Source organism: Komagataeibacter medellinensis NBRC 3288, from assembly GCF_000182745.2.
GTDB lineage: Bacteria > Pseudomonadota > Alphaproteobacteria > Acetobacterales > Acetobacteraceae > Komagataeibacter > Komagataeibacter medellinensis.
Genome location: NC_016027.1, coordinates 729,680 through 745,635 on the forward strand (window position 1 = coordinate 729,680; position 15,956 = coordinate 745,635).

Here is a 15,956-nt window from a genome sequence, read left to right on the forward strand (position 1 = left end):
ACATATATATATCGAATCATTGCTTTTTTATCACAGAAATAACCTTCTGCCTGTTTCTGCGGCTTTGATACCTAAATTCAGTTTGGCAAAGCAGCCATGCGTGAATAGCGTATTAATACGTTGTCACGACAAGACCAGTCAGAGGGCCACCGAAATGCACATGATGGATCAGCAATTTTCTTCCACCAATGTGGTTTCCCTGCGGCAGGGATTGCTGCCGCGTCACCGCGAATACCTTATGCGCTGGCTACAGGCAGGATCCTGCATGGGCCTGTGCGACGCGGATGTGCTGGACCGCAATGAATATGACGAAGCCGACATCGAACACGTACTGGTCTGGGTACGTGAGAACGCCAACCCGGCCTACATGGTTCGCCCTGAAGGCATGGGCTGGGTTCTGATCGACCAGATCCGCGAGCGCCCCATTGCCACATACCGCACGTTTGAAGCCGCACTGCACGCAATCCGTCCCGTGCTTTCAAACGGGGCTACCGTCGCGGCCTGAAAGGCCACGACAGCGGTTATACGCAGACCGGGTCTTCACCCCTAGTTGGCACTGCGGCGCAGCCTGCCTGCGGGGGGAATGACCATCCTGCCACCGCCATTCGGCACAATCTGGAATATGGCCAGATCACGCCTTGTGCGGCCATTTTCCAGAAAACCGAACGCACCATCCACCCCGCCAAAGCCATCTGGCCGGGTCAGGGCCTGTACGGAATAACCATTGGGGCTACCGGCCGGACGGCTCTGGTCCAATGCCTTGACCAGTGCGGCCGAATCATAGGTCAGGTCTGCCAGCGGGGTTGGCATGTGGTGGTAGCGCGCCATGAACTGCTGCACGAAGGCCTGCCTGCTGGCCGGATCTGGGGCTGCATACCAGGCTCCCTGCAACGCGCCCAACTTGCTGGCAAATGCCGCCCACAGGCCGGGCCCCATGATCTGCACCTGCGTGCTGTCAACATGCGCCAGCGCCAGGGCGTTGATAACCTGCCCCAGTTGCAGCCCCGTATCCCCCAGCAGCAACGCATCGAAGGGCGGCGGTGGCAGGGCGGCCACAGGCGCATCCTGTGCCACGGGTGGCGATGGGGGCGGCGCCCCATCAGGATTGGCGGGATCAATGGCGGCGGTGGCATCGGTCTGGGCCGGGGCGTCAGGAGCGGGCTGGGGGGGCGCAGCGGCGGCACGGCTGTCATAGGCTGACAGGGTTTTCAGGTTGGCCGTAATGGCATCCTGCGTGCTGTCGTGGAACATGATCCGGGGGGACTGGATGCCGTTTTCATCACAGACCCGCTGCAATGCCTGACCTAGCGCCTGACCCAGACGGTTATTGGGCAGGAAGGCCGCGAAATGCTGCCGCCCCTGTTGATGTGCCGCCAGGACCATGCGCCGCACCTGCTGTTCGGGCGCTATGCCCAGTGCCCATACGCCGGGCTGGACAACTGAAATATCGCTGGTAAAGGCCAGTACCGGGATGCTGGCGGGCACGCTCACCTTCGCGGTCTGGATGGTCTCGTCTGCGGTGAGCGGGCCAAGGATCAGACCGTCCCCTGCCGCAATGGCGGCCTGTGCGGCGGCTCCTGCACTGCTGCCGGGGGCAGCCGTGTCATGCACGTCCAGCGTGGGGGCAGTCGGGGTATCCATGGCCATGCGGGTGGCGGTTAGCATTTCCTGGCCCAGGCGCGCATTGCTTCCGCTCAGTGGCAGCAACACGCCCACGTTGCGCCCGGCACGCGGTGCGTGGTGGGAGCCGCCACCGCTGGCGCAGGCGGTCAGGGCCGATACGGCCAGCCCGGCCAGCAATAAGCGCTTGCATGCGGCGCGCGGAGAGGCAGAATCAGCATCCTGTCCTTGCATCTGGGTTCCGAATGTCTGACGCCTCATCTTCCTCGCCTTCAAAATCTCAACATGCCACGGAACATCCGGCGGCTACTTCCCATGATCCGGTTCATAGCGGAGAATCTTCCCTCCGTCATGATGCGAACGCGCCAGATACTGTTTCGGTCATGCATCATGATGGCGAGCTTGTCCTTGTCGCAACACCCATTGGCAATCTGGGTGACATAAGCCGCCGCGCGATCGAGACCCTGCAGGCCAGCGACCTGATCCTGTGCGAGGACACGCGCACCAGCGCGCGCCTGCTGCGCGAATACGGCATTCATACCAGAACCCGCCCGCTGCATGATCATAACGAGGACCGCCAGATCCCTGCCCTGCTCCATGCCCTTGGGGCGGGACAGCGCATTGCCGTGATATCGGATGCGGGCACGCCACTCATGTCGGACCCCGGTTACCGCCTGGTGCGCGCGGTCGTGGCCGAAGGAGTACGGGTCAGCGCCGTGCCGGGGCCAAACGCTGCCATCATGGCGCTGACACTTTCCGGCCTGCCACCGCACCCATTCATGTTTTCAGGATTCCTGCCCCCGCGTGAGGCCGCACGCAGGGAGGTGCTGGCGCAACTGCACGCAGCAGAATGCGCGGGGCTTGCCGCGACCCTGATCTGGCACGAAGCCCCGCACCGACTGGCGGAAATGCTGGCAACGCTGGCCGATGTGCTGGGCCCAGCCCGCCCGGCGGCTGTGGCACGCGAACTAACCAAACGCTTTGAGGAAGTGCGCCGGGGCACACTGGCCGACCTTGCCGCCCATTACGGCGAACACGCGGCACGCGGCGAGATTACCGTTGTGGTCGGCCCGCCGCTGGCCAGTGACAGCACGACCGACGACCTGGACAGCCAACTCCGGGCCGCACTGCGCACCCTGTCGGTCAAGGATGCAGCAGCACTGGTAGCGGGCATTACCAGCCTGCCGCGCCGTACCGTCTATGCCCGCGCGCTGGAACTGGCGCGCGGGGCATCCTGACTGGCCCACGCCCCTTGATAAAAAGAAGAAAAGTTTTTTGGTGAAGCTTTTTCCCAAAAAGCTTCAGGGACCATCACCTTCCTGAAAAAAACGCCCCCGGAAACGTCCTGCTGATGTGCACAGGACGTTTTAGGAGCAGGCTGCCTGCTACAGCCTCCTTAATGTTCAGGCAGGTCGGTACTGAACAGCGAATCCGGTGGCACACCGCCGCTGGTGGTGATGTCGAGCAGGTCAACGCGGGTGGTTTCCTGCTGGGCATCCTGAATGATCCAGCCACGTAGCCGCAGCGGGCTGTCATGGAAGAGCAGCGTCATGCTGCCATCACCTGGGCTGTCAGTGCGCACGAGTGTGACATTGAGCATGTGGCCATCATGCAACAGCCCAGTCACCGTCACGTCGCCTGAAAGCTGCAGGCGCGGGCGCAGCAGCAGGCCAAGGGGCGTCTTGTCCATGGGCATGGTGGTGGTCTGGTCAAGCTGGCTGTCGTTGAATACGACCTGATCATGGTTGGCCACCAGCAGAAGCGGACTGGGCGGATCATACTGGAAACGCATGCGCCGATTCGTCCGGTCGATCCAGGCGGTTCCGGTGCTCTCCTTGCCATCTGGCGCGGTCTGGCGGAAGCGGGCCTTGAGCTGGCTGATCGCATCAAGGTGGCGTTCCACCTGTTCCAGCAGCGCATGATCGTGGTCGGAGGCGCCAACGGCCATCTGCTCCTGCGCACAGGCCACGGGCGGCAGCGCACCACCAGCCAGCAGGCAGGACAGGCCACAGATGGCAAACATGGGGCGAAATCTCATGATACGGGGCGTTTCCTGCTAACAGTACCGGCCCCACTGGTGCCCCATCATGCCGCCAATATCAAGGCAGACGGCTTACGAACTGCCAATCAGCACCCCCGCTGCAAACACCAGCAGCCCACCCAGCACGATCTGCACCACAGCCGAACCGAATGGCGTGTCCTGATAGCGCCAGCGTATCCACGAAATCACGAACAGTTCGATCACCACCACCACCATCGCCGCCACCATGGCGGCGGTAAAATCGCTGATCAGGAACGGCAGCGTATGCCCGATCCCACCCGCCGTGGTCATGAGTCCGCAGATCACTCCGCGCAGCAGCGGCGCCCCACGGCCCGACAGCTTGCCATCATCAGACAGTGCCTCGGCAAATCCCATGGAAATTCCGGCTCCGACCGAGGCCGCCATGCCGACCAGAAAGGCATTCCACGGCAGGTGGGTGGCAAACGCTGCCGCAAACACCGGCGCCAGCGTGGAGACCGACCCATCCATAAGCCCCACCAGACCGGGCTGGATCACCTGCAGTACGAAGCGACGGCGGGCGTCCTCGTCCTCGCCTTCACGCTTGCTGGCGGGCAGGCGGTTATCCTGTATCGCATTGGCCGCCTGCTCGTGCTGGTCCTCGGCATGAGCCAGGTCACCCAGAAGTTTGCGGGTGGCGGCATCAGTCGTGCGCAGGGCGGCCTGGCGGTAGAAGCGGGCGGCATCCATCTCCATATGCCGGGCGTGCTGGCGCACGGCTTCGATTCCCTGTGTCTGCACCTGCCATGCCGGCTTGCGCACAATGAAATCGGCAATGTCCTGCCGGCGGATAAGCGGGATATGGGGGCCAAAACGCTGGGCATACAGGTCGATCAGGTCACGGCGATGACCGTCTTCCTCCACCGACATATCCGTGAATATCTTTGATGTATCAGGGTAATTTTCACGCAGTGCATAAGCGAAATCGGAATAGATGCGACCGTCCTCCTCCTCATTGGAGATGGCGAGCGCGAGTATTTCCTGATCGGACAGGGAAGAGAATTTACGCATTACCCAGTCTATGCATAAATTCTTTCTGGACCTCAAGAGTATTGTATAACTACAAATAATTCTTAATTGTATTCGAGAAGTAATCAGTCGGAAATGATTATGCTTCTCGATTACATTTCTTAAAAAACATCCGCATCGGGAGAAGGGATCATGACGCCCCTGCCCCGCGCCTCAGACTGCTGCTTCGGTAAAGATACGGGTTACATCGCCCTGCCAGCGCCCATGATAGGCGGCAAGCCACGCTTCAGCCTGGGTCGGGCCGCCTGCGGCAATTTCATGCAACGGAGCCAGATAGCGGGTCTCATCACGCCCCTGCGCATCGGTCAGGCCACGGGCGCGCAGGCCGTCGGTCGCCAGTTCGATCATGCGCGCGGCAAGCGGGCGCAGACTGCCGCCCGCCCAGGGCGCATCCAGTCCAGCCCGGGGCACGTCGGCACGCAGGGCGACATAGTCTTCCCACGCATGTTCGCACACCAGTGTCTCGGCGGCATGGAGCGTTGCGTCATCATACAGGAGGCCGGTCCACAATGCCGACTGGGCCAGCATCATGGCGGGCGAACCCGCATCGGCACCGCGCATTTCAAGGAACTGCTTGAGGCGTACGTCAGGGAAAGCCGTAGTCAGGTGGTCCTCGAAATCCCCCATGGTCGGGCGCACGCCTGGCAGGCCGGGCAGGTCTGCCCCATCCAGCCATGCACGGAAAGAGCAGCCCGCCACGTCCACCATCTCGCCATCATGCATGATGAAATACATCGGCACATCAAGCAGCCAGTCCACATAACGCGCAAAGCTGAAGCCATCGCGCATGAACAGCAGCGGCATGCCCGCGCGCGCATTGTCAGTATCGGTCCACACGCGCGCGCGGTTGGACAGGTAGCCGTTGGGCTTTCCCTCATAGAACGGAGAGGACGCGAACAGCGCCGTCGCTACAGGCTGCAATGCCAGGGAGACGCGCATCTTGCGCGCCATGTCTGTCTCCGACCCGAAATCGAGGTTCACCTGCACGGTGCAGGTACGCAGCATCATGTCCAGCCCCAGCGCGCCCACCTTGGGCATATAGTTGCGCATGATGGCGTAGCGGCTCTTGGGCATCCATGGAATATCGGCGCGGGTTGCGGTGGGGTGGAAACCCAGCGGGGCAAAGCCCAACCCCAGTTCGGCACAGGCGGGACGGATGGCGCTGAAATGGCGCGCCATTTCAGCTTCCGTCTGGTGCAGGCTGACCAGCGGCGCGCCAGAGAGTTCAAACTGCCCCCCCGGCTCAAGCGATATGGAACTGCCTTTCGCCCCTGCCTGGCCCTTCAGCCCGATCAGCGCACCGCGGTCGATAATCTCTTGCCACTGCGTGCCGCCCTGCTCCACCGCCAGGTCGCGCAGCAGCGCCTCGATCCCGCGCGGGGCGTAGGGGGGGGATGACCATGGCTTGTGCCCGGAGCCTGCGGCATCGGGTTTTACGAAGCCGAATTTTTCATGTTCTGTGCCGATCCGCCATTGCGCGCGCGGGCGGGCACCCGCGGCCAGCAGGCCGACCATCTGGTCAAATGATTCGATGACGTTTGAATTATGCGCGCCGGGATTCGACATGGCGGGGGCAATTTCCTCGTGACAGTCAGATTCGGATTGCTACTGGCGACAGGCGGAGCGCGCATGCCGGAAAAGGACAGACCTAATTTACGAACCTGTATCACATACGGCCTTGAGGCCAGCCCCGACAAGAGCCAGCGCCGCCACCGCAGCCGTATCTGCCCGCAGCACAAGTGAGCCCAGCGAGAGCGGCCGCACGAACGCGCACCCCCGCAGCCTGTCGTGCTCACGCACGCTAAAGCCGCCTTCCGGCCCGATCAGCACGCTGTCCCCCACTTGTGCGGGGACAACTACGGGGCCAGGTGGGCTGCGCTCAAGGGCGGCGAACAGGCTGATCCCTTCGGGCCATTGCGCCAACAGGTCAACCAGCGGCACCAGCGGGTCGATTTCGGGAACGTCCAGCCGCTCGCACTGCTCGGCGGCCTCACAGGCAATGCTTTCCAGGCGTGCGGCATTCAAGCGGTGGGTATTCGTACGCTCGGTCACCACGGGGCGGAAACGCGTTACCCCCAGTTCGGTGCCCATGCGGATGACCGCCTCCGTCGCATCGCGCTTGAGGGGCGCAAACAGCAGGCACAGCCCCGCTGTGGCCGCGGGCGCACGATTCTGTTCTACCAGCCGGACATGGCAGCGGTCACGGCGCAGGTGGTCGATCACACCATGCCATTGCCCATCACGCGCATTGAACACGGCCACCGCTCCCCCAACCTGCTGGCGCAGCACCGTGCCCAGGTAGTGGGCCTGCGCCGGTCCCAGTTCGAGCATGCCGCCTGCCACCATGGGGGGGATGGTATCGGGGGAAATGAACAGTCGCGGGCAGTCCTTCATGCCTGGCGGTACCCTCTTGCTTGTCATGCTATGGTCATGGCCGGTCTTGACCCGGCGGGACCTTCCGGCCCATCTGTTCGCCATTAGCAGCCACGGGGCGTGCCGTCACCGGCAAAGGCGGCCCGGCGGTCGCTGTTCATTCACGCCAAGGAGTTGCGGCATGGACCAGCCTGTACCCCATACGGACATCCGGGCCGATGGCTGGATCGGCCGCCTGCCCGTCCGCCTGCGGCCCTATGCGCTGCTGGCGCGGCTGGATCGGCCCATTGGTACGTGGCTTCTGTTCCTGCCCGGTGTGTGGGGCATACTGCTGCCCGACCATGTGCTGGTACGCCAGCGCATTTTCCTGGTCGTGCTATTCGGTATCGGCAGCGTGGTGATGCGGGCGGCGGGCTGCGTGGTCAATGACATGTGGGACCGCGATATCGACCGCCAGGTGACGCGCACGGCAGGTCGCCCGCTGGCCTCGGGTGCGCTGTCCATGCGGGAGGCGGCGCTGTTCCTGGCCGCGCTGCTGCTGATCGGGTTCAACATCCTGATGAGCCTCAACTCCCTGTCGCAGATACTGGGAGCATCCTCACTGATACTGGTGGGGCTGTACCCGCTGGCCAAGCGGGTCACGTGGTGGCCGCAACTGGTCATGGGGTTCACCTTCGGCTTTGGCGCCCCGCTGGGTTATGCGGCGGCGGCCGACCGTGTCGATGCGGCGCTTTGCGCACTGTACGGCGCCACCATTGTCTGGCAACTGGGATTCGATACGATCTACGGCTTCCAGGACATGGAAGATGATGCCCGCATTGGCGTGCGCTCGACCTCACGCCTCATGTCGGGACATGCGCGGCTGTTCGTGGGGACGTGCTACATACTGACCCTGACCGGGCTGGGGTTTGCGGCCTATCTTGCACATGCAGGTGCCGGGTTCTGGTATCTGCTGCCCTTGCCCGCCGCGCTGCTGGGCCTGCAGGTGCGCCAGCTTGACGAGCACGATCCAGCCACCTGTCTGCGCCTGTTCCGCTTCAATCGCGAAACAGGACTGGCCATAGCGCTCACCGTACTAGCGGGCACCCTTACGCGCTGACGTGCAGCACCCGGCCCAGGAAATTGCGGGCCATATCCATGCACTGCAAAAACAGGGCAGCATCGAACCGATGTCCCTCATCACGCAAGAAGGCGTGCTGGGCATTGAATTCATGCCATTCGTAAGTGCACTGCGCTACCTCCAGCGCCTCACGGATCATCTGCCGCCCGGCAAAAGGCACATGTGGGTCCTGCCGCCCCCAGACCATCAGCGCCTCTCCCCGCAATTCGCCCACACGGGTCAGCGTATCATCCTTTTTCCCGTGCCCCAGCGTATGGGAATGGATGTCGGTGGCATAGAAACACACCGTAGCCCTGACCCGCGGGTCCAGTGCGGCGCGGAAAGCCAGGTGCCCGCCCAGGCATACCCCCATCGTGGCCAGAGCGCCGGTGCAGTAGGGACTTGCCTCCAGCCAGTCCAGCACCGCACGGGCATCACCATCGTAACCCTGCAGCGGCTTTTCGAATTTCAGGAAATTACCCCGGTCCGTGCCGGGCCTGTCATAGGCCAGCACGGTGCCCGCTGGTTCATATTCATGATAGACTTCCGGCACGCATACCACATGGCCCTGCCCAGCCATCATGGCCGCAAGCCGGCGGATGGGGGCAGTGACCTGGTAGATCTCGGAAAAAAGTACGAGACCGGGAAAGCACCCCGCCACCGCCGGGCGGAAAACATGCACCCGCATCATGCCTGATGGTGTGGGAATATCGGCGGTTTCATGCGTGTGGATGATCACGAAGCGGCTCCTGCATGCGTAAAAAAAGCCATGATAACAGCATAGAGCATGGCCCAGCGAGGGCGGATGAGATAGGTTTTTTTGTAATATCGTAACTATAAATGTCGTTTTTTTGTTCGGATATTACGCAAAAAAGAGCTTCGTGCGTTGACATCTCCCCTTGTCGGCGGCCTGTATGGGTTATGAATTTATTACAGAAACCGTGATGTCATCCCTGTTCGCCCTCTCCCTTGCCTCACTGGCTATCGTATCCGTTGTGGTGCTGATTGCCCGTTTCCGAATCAACCCATTCATCGTGCTGTTCATGGTGTCGCTGGCGCTTGCGCTGGGGGCCGGCATGCCACCGCAGAAGGCCATTACCTCGTTTGAAGCGGGTGCGGGCCGGGTGCTGGGGCATGTCGCCACCGTCATCGCACTGGGCACCATGCTGGGCAAGATGCTGGCAGAATCGGGCGGGGCCGACCGGATTGCACTGACCATCACATCCCTTGCGGGCAAAAAGCGCATCAGTTGGGCCATGATGGTGATCGGGCTGCTGGTGGGGCTGCCGGTCTTCTTTGAAGTCGGGTTCGTGCTGCTGATTCCTCTGGCGTTTACGCTGGCGCGGCGGACCAACACACCGCTCCTGCTGCTGGCGCTACCCATGGGGGCCGCGCTGTCGGTGACACACGCCATGATCCCGCCGCATCCGGCCACCCTGCTCGCCCTCTCGGCTTATCATGCCGATATCGGGCGTACGATCCTGTGGGGTGTCGTAATCGGCACGCCGGTGGCGGCGCTGGCCGGACCGGTTTACGCGCGCTTCATCGCGGGGCGGATCGGGACAGTACAGCCTTCGGCGCTGGAAGCGCAGTTTATTGGCCACGCCCAGCCCGAAAGCATGCCCGGCTTTACCATTACGGTGCTGACCATCCTCTCTCCCGTCGTGCTGATGCTGGTAGGCTCCATGGCGGATGTGGTGGCGGCCGCGCATACGCCGCTCAACAGCACGCTGCACTTCATTGGCAATACCGATATCGCGCTGGCGCTGGCTACCGTGCTGTCATTCCAGGTTTTTGGCACGGCACGGGGGTTCAGCCGGGAGACGATCCTCAAATTCACCAATGACTGCCTGGCCCCCACCGCGCTGATCATGCTGTTGGTGGGCGCTGGTGGCGGCTTTGGGCAAGAACTGGTGGATAGTGGCGTGTCTTCCGCCATTACCGACCTGGCCGTGAGCGCGCATGTGCCGCTGCTGGTACTGGCATGGCTACTGGCGGTAGTGGTGCGCGTGGCCACCGGATCGGCCACGGTGGCCATGAGTACGGCCGCGGGCATTGTGGGGCCGATCCTGTTACGCACGCATGGGGCATCGCCCGAACTGATGGTGATCGTGACGGGGGCCGGTTCAGTAGCGCTGGGGCCACTTAATGATGCGGGCTTCTGGCAGATCAAGGAATATCTTGGCCTGTCCGTCGGTCAGACAATCAAGACATGGTCGGTGATTGAAACGCTGATTGCAGTGCTGGGGCTGGGCTTCTCGCTGCTGCTGTCGCTATTTGTCGGGTAGATAAAGGAATAGAAGTTTTTGAGTGCCGCCTTTTTTCAAAAAGAGGGCATTCTTTGAATCTTTTCGAAAAAAGCTTCACCAAAAACTGCTTTCCTGTTTTTTCAGGTGGTGTGCTGCACCAGCAGTTCCACGCTGGCGGCATGGTTAATACCCTGCGCATCCAGGGCCGCCAGAACGGCTTGGGTATCCTGCGCCACGGCACGGCAGGCATCGTGTAGCACCACGGTCCCGAACCCTGCCTGCCGCGCATCCCGCGCGGTATGGGCTACGCAGTAATCCAGCGCCACACCTGCCACAAAAACGCGGCTAATCCCCCGCTCCCGCAGCAATCCTTCCAGCCCGGTACGGTGTTGGTGGGCATTGTCGGCAAAGGCGGAATAGCTGTCAGTATCGGGGTCCAGACCCTTGCGCAGCAGCACGCCCATCGCGGCCTGATCAAGGCCGGGCGCAAGTGCCGCGCCTCGGGTGCCAGCCACGCAGTGGACCGGCCACGGGCCACCACACGTTTCAAAGGAGACATGATCAGCCGGGTGCCAGTCCTGACTGGCCACCACCACACCAAAGGGCAGATGGCTCAACCGGTTAATAAGCGGGACCAGTCCATCCGCCCCCGCCACGGCCAGTGCACCGCCGGGCAGGAAATCAACCTGCATGTCAATGACCAGCAGGGCATCGGTGCAGGTGACAGGATTCATGCGCCCTGTCCGTGCATCAGCCATGCCGCCTTGCTGCTGGTAGCACTGTGGGCAGCAGGGCGCATTGGCCGGTTGCCCTCAGCTTTTTGCGTACGGGTTGCTGGAGGCACGCAGCAGCAGGCGGATCGGCGTACCCGGCAGATCGAACGTCTCACGCAGACCGTTGACCAGGTAACGCTGATAGTCCTCGGGCAACTGGTCGGTACGCGTGCCAAACACGATGAAGGTGGGCGGCCGGGACTTGGCCTGTGTGATGTAGCGTAGCTTGAGCCTGCGGCCATCGACCAGCGGTGGCGGATGCCGCTCGATCATCATCTCGAACCAGCGGTTGAGCGCACCGGTGGCAACGCGGCGGTTCCAGACCTCATACGCGCGCCGCACGGTGGGCAGCAACTTGTTGATGCCCGCCCCGGTCATGGCCGAGAACGCCACAACCGGAATGCCACGCATCTGGGCAAGCGACATCTCGATACGGTCCTTGATGGCCTGCCGTGTCTCGGCCCGGTCCTCCACCGCATCCCATTTGTTCAGCGCCAGCACGCAGCATCGGCCCTCACGCTCGATCAGACGGGCGATCTGCAGGTCCTGCTCATGCACGCCCAGTGTCGCGTCCAGCACCAGAATAACGACCTCCGCCATTTTCAGCGCCTCGATCGAGGCGGAGACGGACATCTTCTCCAGCGTCTCGTCAATGCGGGCCTTCCGGCGCAGACCGGCCGTATCGACAAGCTGGATCGGGCCTTCGTCATCGCTAAGCATGACGGCAATGGAATCGCGCGTAAGGCCCGGCTCGGGGCCGGTAATCATCCGCTCCTCGCCCAGCAGGCGGTTGAGCAGCGTGGACTTGCCTGCATTGGGCCGTCCCACAATGGCCAGACGCAGTGGGCCGGGAGGCCGGACATCTTCCACCTCACCGTCCGCCGATTCGGCCTGCTCACGGCGCAGGCGGCGGGTATTCTTCTGTACTGGTGGCGCGTCGGTGGGTGGCAGACGGTCCACGATCTCGGCCATCAGGTCCGCAATGCCTTCCCCATGCTCGGCCGAGATGGCAAGCGGCGCGCCAAGCCCCAGCGAGAACGCCTCCATCGCAGCCGCGGCTCCCTGCCGCCCTTCCGCCTTATTGGCGATCAGCAGGACCGGGCGGCCCTGCCTGCGTAGCCAGTTGGCGAAATGCTGGTCGGCGGGCGTGATTCCGCTGCGCGCATCAATGCAGAACAGCACAAGGTCCGCATCCGCCACCGCCGATTCGGAGGATGCACGCATCCGCCCGTACAGCGTATCGGGGGCTGCTTCTTCCAGCCCCGCCGTATCGATTATGCGGATATTGCGGCCACGCACCGTGGCCTGGCCTTCCTTGCGGTCACGGGTCACGCCGGGCGTATCGGCCACCAGCGCCTGCCTGCGCCCGACAAGCCGGTTGAAAATGGTCGACTTGCCGACATTCGGCCTGCCTGCGATCACGACAACCGGCAGCGCATCCACTGGCGCGGATGGAAAAGATGAACTCACTGCGGCAACTTTCTTTTTAACTATAGGCCAGAAGATAGCCATTATTATCCATGAGCAACAGCGTATTATCGACCACGATCGGCGCTGTCGTCACTTCCGATGGCAGGGTATGCAGGGATTCGATATGCCCCTGTGCAGGATCGACAATGACCACGCCGTTATCCTTGAAGCTGGAAATACATACCAGCTTGCCACCTGCCAGGATGGGTCCGTTCCACACGACACCCCGCTTCTGCTTGTCGGAATTCTCGTACTGGCGCAACTGCGTGATCCAGCGCACATGACCCGAAAGCCGGTCAAGACAAGCCAGTTGCTCATCCATGGACAGCAGGAAAATCCAGTCCCCGATCACCAGCGGCGTATTCTGGCCCGAAATCCCGCGCTCCCACAACCTGCGGCCCGAGCGCATGTCAATCGCAACCAGTACCGAACCCGTGCTAATGGCATAGGCCGTGCCATCGGCAATGACCGGCATGCCATGCACACAGGAAAAGTCGATCAGCGCCTGCTGGCCGTTAGTACTGCCCAGCGTGTCGGCCCACACCACCTCGCCGCCTTCAGCGCGCAGGGCGACCAGATCACCCGAGCCAAAGCCCGCCAGCACCACACCATCGGCCACGGCCGGAGCGGGCTGGCCATAGATTACGGTATCAGCATTGGTCGCGGCATAGGTCCACAGCAGGTTGCCGTTTTCGGCATCAAGGCAGTAGAAATGCTCATCAATGGTGCCAAAGAACAGGCGGCCATTGGCAATGGTTGGCGCCGAGCGGCCGGGGGTCTGGATATTGACGCGCCATTTCAGCTTGCCGGTGGCGGTATCGAGCGCCAGTGCCTGACCAACCCCATCCACCACATAAAGCGTATCCCCGTCCACGCTGATGCCACCGCCAAGGTTACTGGACTTCATCTTGCGCGGCTTGGGATTATATTCCCAAAGCTTGTGCATGGTAGGCCAGCGGTAGCCCCGGATCACGCCCTGTGCATCGGCCACGAAAATGCGCCCGTTCTGCACCACGGGCGTGGCCTGGATCACGCCCCGGCCACTATCACCCAGTGCGACGTAGAACAGGAGTTCGGGCTCGGAATTACCGGCGCCGATATCATGCGTCCACATATGGTTCATGGTGCCGCGCCAGGCAATGTCCACCGCCCTATGGTCGGGCGTGATGCCCGATTGCGGCCATGCGCTTACAGCCGTAGGGGCAGGCAGGGTTACGGCCTGTGTCTCGTCCGAATCCACCGTAAGACCCGCAGTGGTATGCAGAACGTCAGAACGGTGGCCGATCAGCAGCGGTTTCTTCTTCGGGCCGGATGAACAGGCAACCAGGGCCGGCAGCAGCGCCGCCCCCGCGCCAAGGAGCGCATGGCGGCGGCTCAGGGCTGGTTTCATGGTTTTCCTGTCTGCGGGCATGGGGGTAGCGGGGGTCGGGCTAGCCACCTGCGTCGCCCCCCATGGTCTGGAGCATGGCTTCGGCGCGGTTGCGCACGCCATCATTCACGGTCATGTCCATGGCCAGACGGGTAAAGCGGGCGCGGGCATCGGCGGTGTTGCCGGTGCGCAGGTCAAGCAGAGCCTCAGCTTCAATCGCCTGTCCGCGCCACGGCTGGCCCGCGCCATCAAGCACCGCAAGCCGCGAGCGCAGGGTAGCAGGATTCCCGCTGTCAATCTGGTGCTGGACCCACAGCAGGCTGGCCAGGGCGGCAATGATCGGGTCCACCGTCTTTTCCTGCGCCACGCCTTCCCACAGGGCAAGGGCCGCAGGCACATCGCCACTACCTGCCAGCAGGGCCGCGCGCTCCATCCGTGCGAGGATGCGCAACGGCGGGCGCGCCTTTGTATCGAGCGCCTGCAGTTCGGCAAGACCGGCCTTCTGCCTTGTGGTCAGCGGTGCAACACCGCTATCCGCCGCATCCGGTGCGCGCGCGGCGTCGGCCATGGCGGTGAAATACGCCGCCGAGACCGCCGCATCCGCCTTATGCGCACGGGAGACGGAATACTGCCACCCCCCGGCCCCGATACAGATACCCGCCACCACGACACCGGCGACAACAAGATAGCGCCGCGCCAGTGCCCTTATGCGTTCGGCACGGATTTCCTCATCGACTTCCGTGAAGATGTCGTCAGCCACGTTCGTGTCGTTCCCTGCTCGCTTGCACGGTGCTTTATACTCCGCGCGTCGTGATTGTCGGCCCCAGCATATCCGGCCCCGAGCGGCACGGCAAACCGCCATATGCGGATGGCCATACCTTTATGTTCCAGATACAGCCCGATCACATAGACCGGCCCGTTTCCCGCCGCCAGCCGCAAGCGGTACGGAAATGCAAAAAGTTCGGCGGTTTCAGTGTTTCCACCTGTCCCGGTCCGCCAGCAGGCTGCGCGCGGTGGTTATGACATTGACCACACTCAACCCCTCCATCGGAGCATTACCGACCGGGCCGGGCGCCATGACCACGCGCGCCCATGGACCGGCGGGAGCATATTCCGATGCCTTGCTGCGCCCAAACAGCCCTACGGTCGGGATACCCGTGGCGGCGGCAAGATGCATCAGCCCGGAATCATTGCCAATGAACAGCGTACACCGCCCCAGCAGGGCCGCCACCTGCGTCACACTCAGGCGCCCCCCCGTATCCAGCGCATCGGGCAGTTGTGCGAGCACGCGCTGCGCCCGCACGCGTTCACCCTCCCCCGGACCGTACAGGATGACAGGGCGCATGGCCGGGTCCGCCTCACGCAGGGCGTTGAATACGGCTGCAAAACGCTCCGCCGGCCAGATCTTGCCATCCCAGTTGGCGGTCGGGCCAAGGGCGACCCAGTGCGGCCCGCCGGGTAACATACTGACGGCGCGGGCACGTTCTTCCGCATTGGTCCACACCACCGGCATGGGAGCCGGATCAAGCCCCAGCAGGTTGCCGATATGGGTAATGCGCCGCCCTTCCCTGCGCCCGCCACGCATGACATACCGCCTGCCCACACGCAGGAAAAAACTGACGACCGAGCCACGCAGGTCCACACACATATCCCATCGCGTGCCCCGACACTGCCGCCACAGATCCACCCAGTGCCTGTCATACGGGCGCTTGACCATCTCGATGGTGCGCACGCGGCGTGGCATATGCGCGAACAACCCCGCAGCCACCGGTCCGCAGGCAATGGTAAAATCAGCCTGCGGGTAACGGCGCAGCAGGGTATCGAGCAGCCCGGTGGAAAGGATGGCATCCCCCAGCCGGGTGGATGTGATGAACAGGATGTGCATGCACGCGGTGCTAGTCAGATTTTGCCTGTG

At 62.8% G+C, this 15,956-nt stretch carries 15 protein-coding genes; 4 read left to right on the top strand and 11 right to left on the bottom strand.

What is annotated here, in order from left to right:
- Positions 1-160: 160 nt before the first annotated feature.
- On the top strand, positions 161-505 hold the full coding sequence (locus GLX_RS03295; RefSeq protein WP_041247138.1) for a hypothetical protein: 345 nt from the start codon (positions 161-163) through the stop codon (positions 503-505).
- A gap of 41 nt (positions 506-546) precedes the next feature.
- On the opposite strand, the gene GLX_RS03300 is transcribed toward GLX_RS03295, so the two are convergent.
- Positions 547-1,881, bottom strand: coding sequence for a penicillin-binding protein activator (locus GLX_RS03300; protein ID WP_148268533.1), 1,335 nt, complete (start codon positions 1,879-1,881; stop codon positions 547-549).
- On the opposite strand from GLX_RS03300, the gene rsmI reads away from it, so the two are divergent.
- Positions 1,866-2,858, top strand: a complete 993-nt coding sequence (gene rsmI, locus GLX_RS03305) for a 16S rRNA (cytidine(1402)-2'-O)-methyltransferase (protein WP_014104615.1) — start codon at positions 1,866-1,868, stop codon at positions 2,856-2,858. The two genes, GLX_RS03300 and rsmI, sit on opposite strands and share 16 nt — an antisense overlap.
- A gap of 158 nt (positions 2,859-3,016) precedes the next feature.
- Here rsmI and GLX_RS03310 read toward each other — a convergent pair whose 3' ends face one another.
- From GLX_RS03310 to GLX_RS03325, 4 genes are all read right to left on the bottom strand, one after another.
- On the bottom strand, positions 3,017-3,658 hold the full coding sequence (locus tag GLX_RS03310; RefSeq protein WP_014104616.1) for a LolA family protein: 642 nt from the start codon (positions 3,656-3,658) through the stop codon (positions 3,017-3,019).
- A gap of 75 nt (positions 3,659-3,733) precedes the next feature.
- Entirely contained in the window at positions 3,734-4,690 is a 957-nt protein-coding gene (gene mbfA / locus GLX_RS03315) for an iron exporter MbfA (RefSeq protein WP_014104617.1), read from the bottom strand.
- Positions 4,691-4,861: 171 nt separating this feature from the next.
- Complete coding sequence (locus GLX_RS03320) at positions 4,862-6,274, bottom strand: glutamate--cysteine ligase (RefSeq protein ID WP_014104618.1); 1,413 nt, start codon at positions 6,272-6,274, stop codon at positions 4,862-4,864.
- Positions 6,275-6,361: 87 nt separating this feature from the next.
- Positions 6,362-7,102, bottom strand: a complete 741-nt coding sequence (locus tag GLX_RS03325; RefSeq protein ID WP_014104619.1) for a 16S rRNA (uracil(1498)-N(3))-methyltransferase — start codon at positions 7,100-7,102, stop codon at positions 6,362-6,364.
- A 160-nt stretch (positions 7,103-7,262) separates the two neighbouring features.
- Between GLX_RS03325 and ubiA the strand changes: the two genes are divergently transcribed.
- Positions 7,263-8,180 carry a 4-hydroxybenzoate octaprenyltransferase gene (gene ubiA, locus GLX_RS03330; RefSeq protein ID WP_014104620.1) on the top strand — a complete coding sequence of 306 codons (918 nt, stop codon included), beginning with the start codon at positions 7,263-7,265 and terminating at the stop codon, positions 8,178-8,180.
- Here the strand turns inward: ubiA and GLX_RS03335 are convergent.
- Positions 8,170-8,919: a dienelactone hydrolase family protein gene (locus GLX_RS03335; protein ID WP_014104621.1), complete on the bottom strand. Its 750-nt coding sequence runs from the start codon at positions 8,917-8,919 to the stop codon at positions 8,170-8,172. The two genes, ubiA and GLX_RS03335, sit on opposite strands and share 11 nt — an antisense overlap.
- 205 nt (positions 8,920-9,124) lie before the next feature.
- On the opposite strand from GLX_RS03335, the gene GLX_RS03340 reads away from it, so the two are divergent.
- Positions 9,125-10,468 (top strand): GntT/GntP/DsdX family permease, encoded by a 1,344-nt coding sequence (locus GLX_RS03340; protein WP_041247598.1) that lies wholly within the window; start codon positions 9,125-9,127, stop codon positions 10,466-10,468.
- A 101-nt stretch (positions 10,469-10,569) separates the two neighbouring features.
- Here the strand turns inward: GLX_RS03340 and GLX_RS03345 are convergent, their stop codons facing one another.
- The 5 genes from GLX_RS03345 to GLX_RS03365 all read right to left on the bottom strand — a co-directional run bounded on the left by GLX_RS03345 (position 10,570) and on the right by GLX_RS03365 (position 15,926).
- A complete protein-coding gene (locus GLX_RS03345) occupies positions 10,570-11,163 on the bottom strand; it encodes a nicotinamidase (protein WP_148268535.1) in 594 nt (197 codons plus the stop codon).
- A gap of 78 nt (positions 11,164-11,241) precedes the next feature.
- The gene (gene der / locus GLX_RS03350; RefSeq protein ID WP_014104624.1) at positions 11,242-12,672 is read right to left on the bottom strand and encodes a ribosome biogenesis GTPase Der; all 1,431 of its coding nucleotides are present in this window, start codon (positions 12,670-12,672) and stop codon (positions 11,242-11,244) included.
- A 16-nt stretch (positions 12,673-12,688) separates the two neighbouring features.
- Positions 12,689-14,062 carry an outer membrane protein assembly factor BamB family protein gene (locus tag GLX_RS03355; protein WP_041247140.1) on the bottom strand — a complete coding sequence of 458 codons (1,374 nt, stop codon included), beginning with the start codon at positions 14,060-14,062 and terminating at the stop codon, positions 12,689-12,691.
- A gap of 40 nt (positions 14,063-14,102) precedes the next feature.
- Positions 14,103-14,801 carry a hypothetical protein gene (locus tag GLX_RS03360; RefSeq protein ID WP_041247141.1) on the bottom strand — a complete coding sequence of 233 codons (699 nt, stop codon included), beginning with the start codon at positions 14,799-14,801 and terminating at the stop codon, positions 14,103-14,105.
- Between the two features lie 210 nt (positions 14,802-15,011).
- The gene (locus GLX_RS03365; RefSeq protein ID WP_014104627.1) at positions 15,012-15,926 is read right to left on the bottom strand and encodes a glycosyltransferase family 9 protein; all 915 of its coding nucleotides are present in this window, start codon (positions 15,924-15,926) and stop codon (positions 15,012-15,014) included.
- Between the last annotated feature and the right edge of the window lie 30 nt (positions 15,927-15,956).

Bases quoted from the DNA above. Each gene is read 5' to 3' on its own strand.
- ubiA (WP_014104620.1), top strand. From the start codon at position 7,263: ATGGACCAGCCTGTACCCCATACGGACATCCGGGCCGATGGCTGGATC.
- GLX_RS03320 (WP_014104618.1), bottom strand. From the start codon at position 6,274: ATGTCGAATCCCGGCGCGCATAATTCAAACGTCATCGAATCATTTGAC.
- GLX_RS03300 (WP_148268533.1), bottom strand. From the start codon at position 1,881: ATGAGGCGTCAGACATTCGGAACCCAGATGCAAGGACAGGATGCTGAT.
- GLX_RS03325 (WP_014104619.1), bottom strand. From the start codon at position 7,102: ATGAAGGACTGCCCGCGACTGTTCATTTCCCCCGATACCATCCCCCCC.
- GLX_RS03295 (WP_041247138.1), top strand. From the start codon at position 161: ATGATGGATCAGCAATTTTCTTCCACCAATGTGGTTTCCCTGCGGCAG.
- GLX_RS03365 (WP_014104627.1), bottom strand. From the start codon at position 15,926: ATGCACATCCTGTTCATCACATCCACCCGGCTGGGGGATGCCATCCTT.
- mbfA (WP_014104617.1), bottom strand. From the start codon at position 4,690: ATGCGTAAATTCTCTTCCCTGTCCGATCAGGAAATACTCGCGCTCGCC.
- GLX_RS03345 (WP_148268535.1), bottom strand. From the start codon at position 11,163: ATGAATCCTGTCACCTGCACCGATGCCCTGCTGGTCATTGACATGCAG.
- GLX_RS03355 (WP_041247140.1), bottom strand. From the start codon at position 14,062: ATGAAACCAGCCCTGAGCCGCCGCCATGCGCTCCTTGGCGCGGGGGCG.
- rsmI (WP_014104615.1), top strand. From the start codon at position 1,866: ATGTCTGACGCCTCATCTTCCTCGCCTTCAAAATCTCAACATGCCACG.
- GLX_RS03310 (WP_014104616.1), bottom strand. From the start codon at position 3,658: ATGAGATTTCGCCCCATGTTTGCCATCTGTGGCCTGTCCTGCCTGCTG.
- GLX_RS03340 (WP_041247598.1), top strand. From the start codon at position 9,125: ATGTCATCCCTGTTCGCCCTCTCCCTTGCCTCACTGGCTATCGTATCC.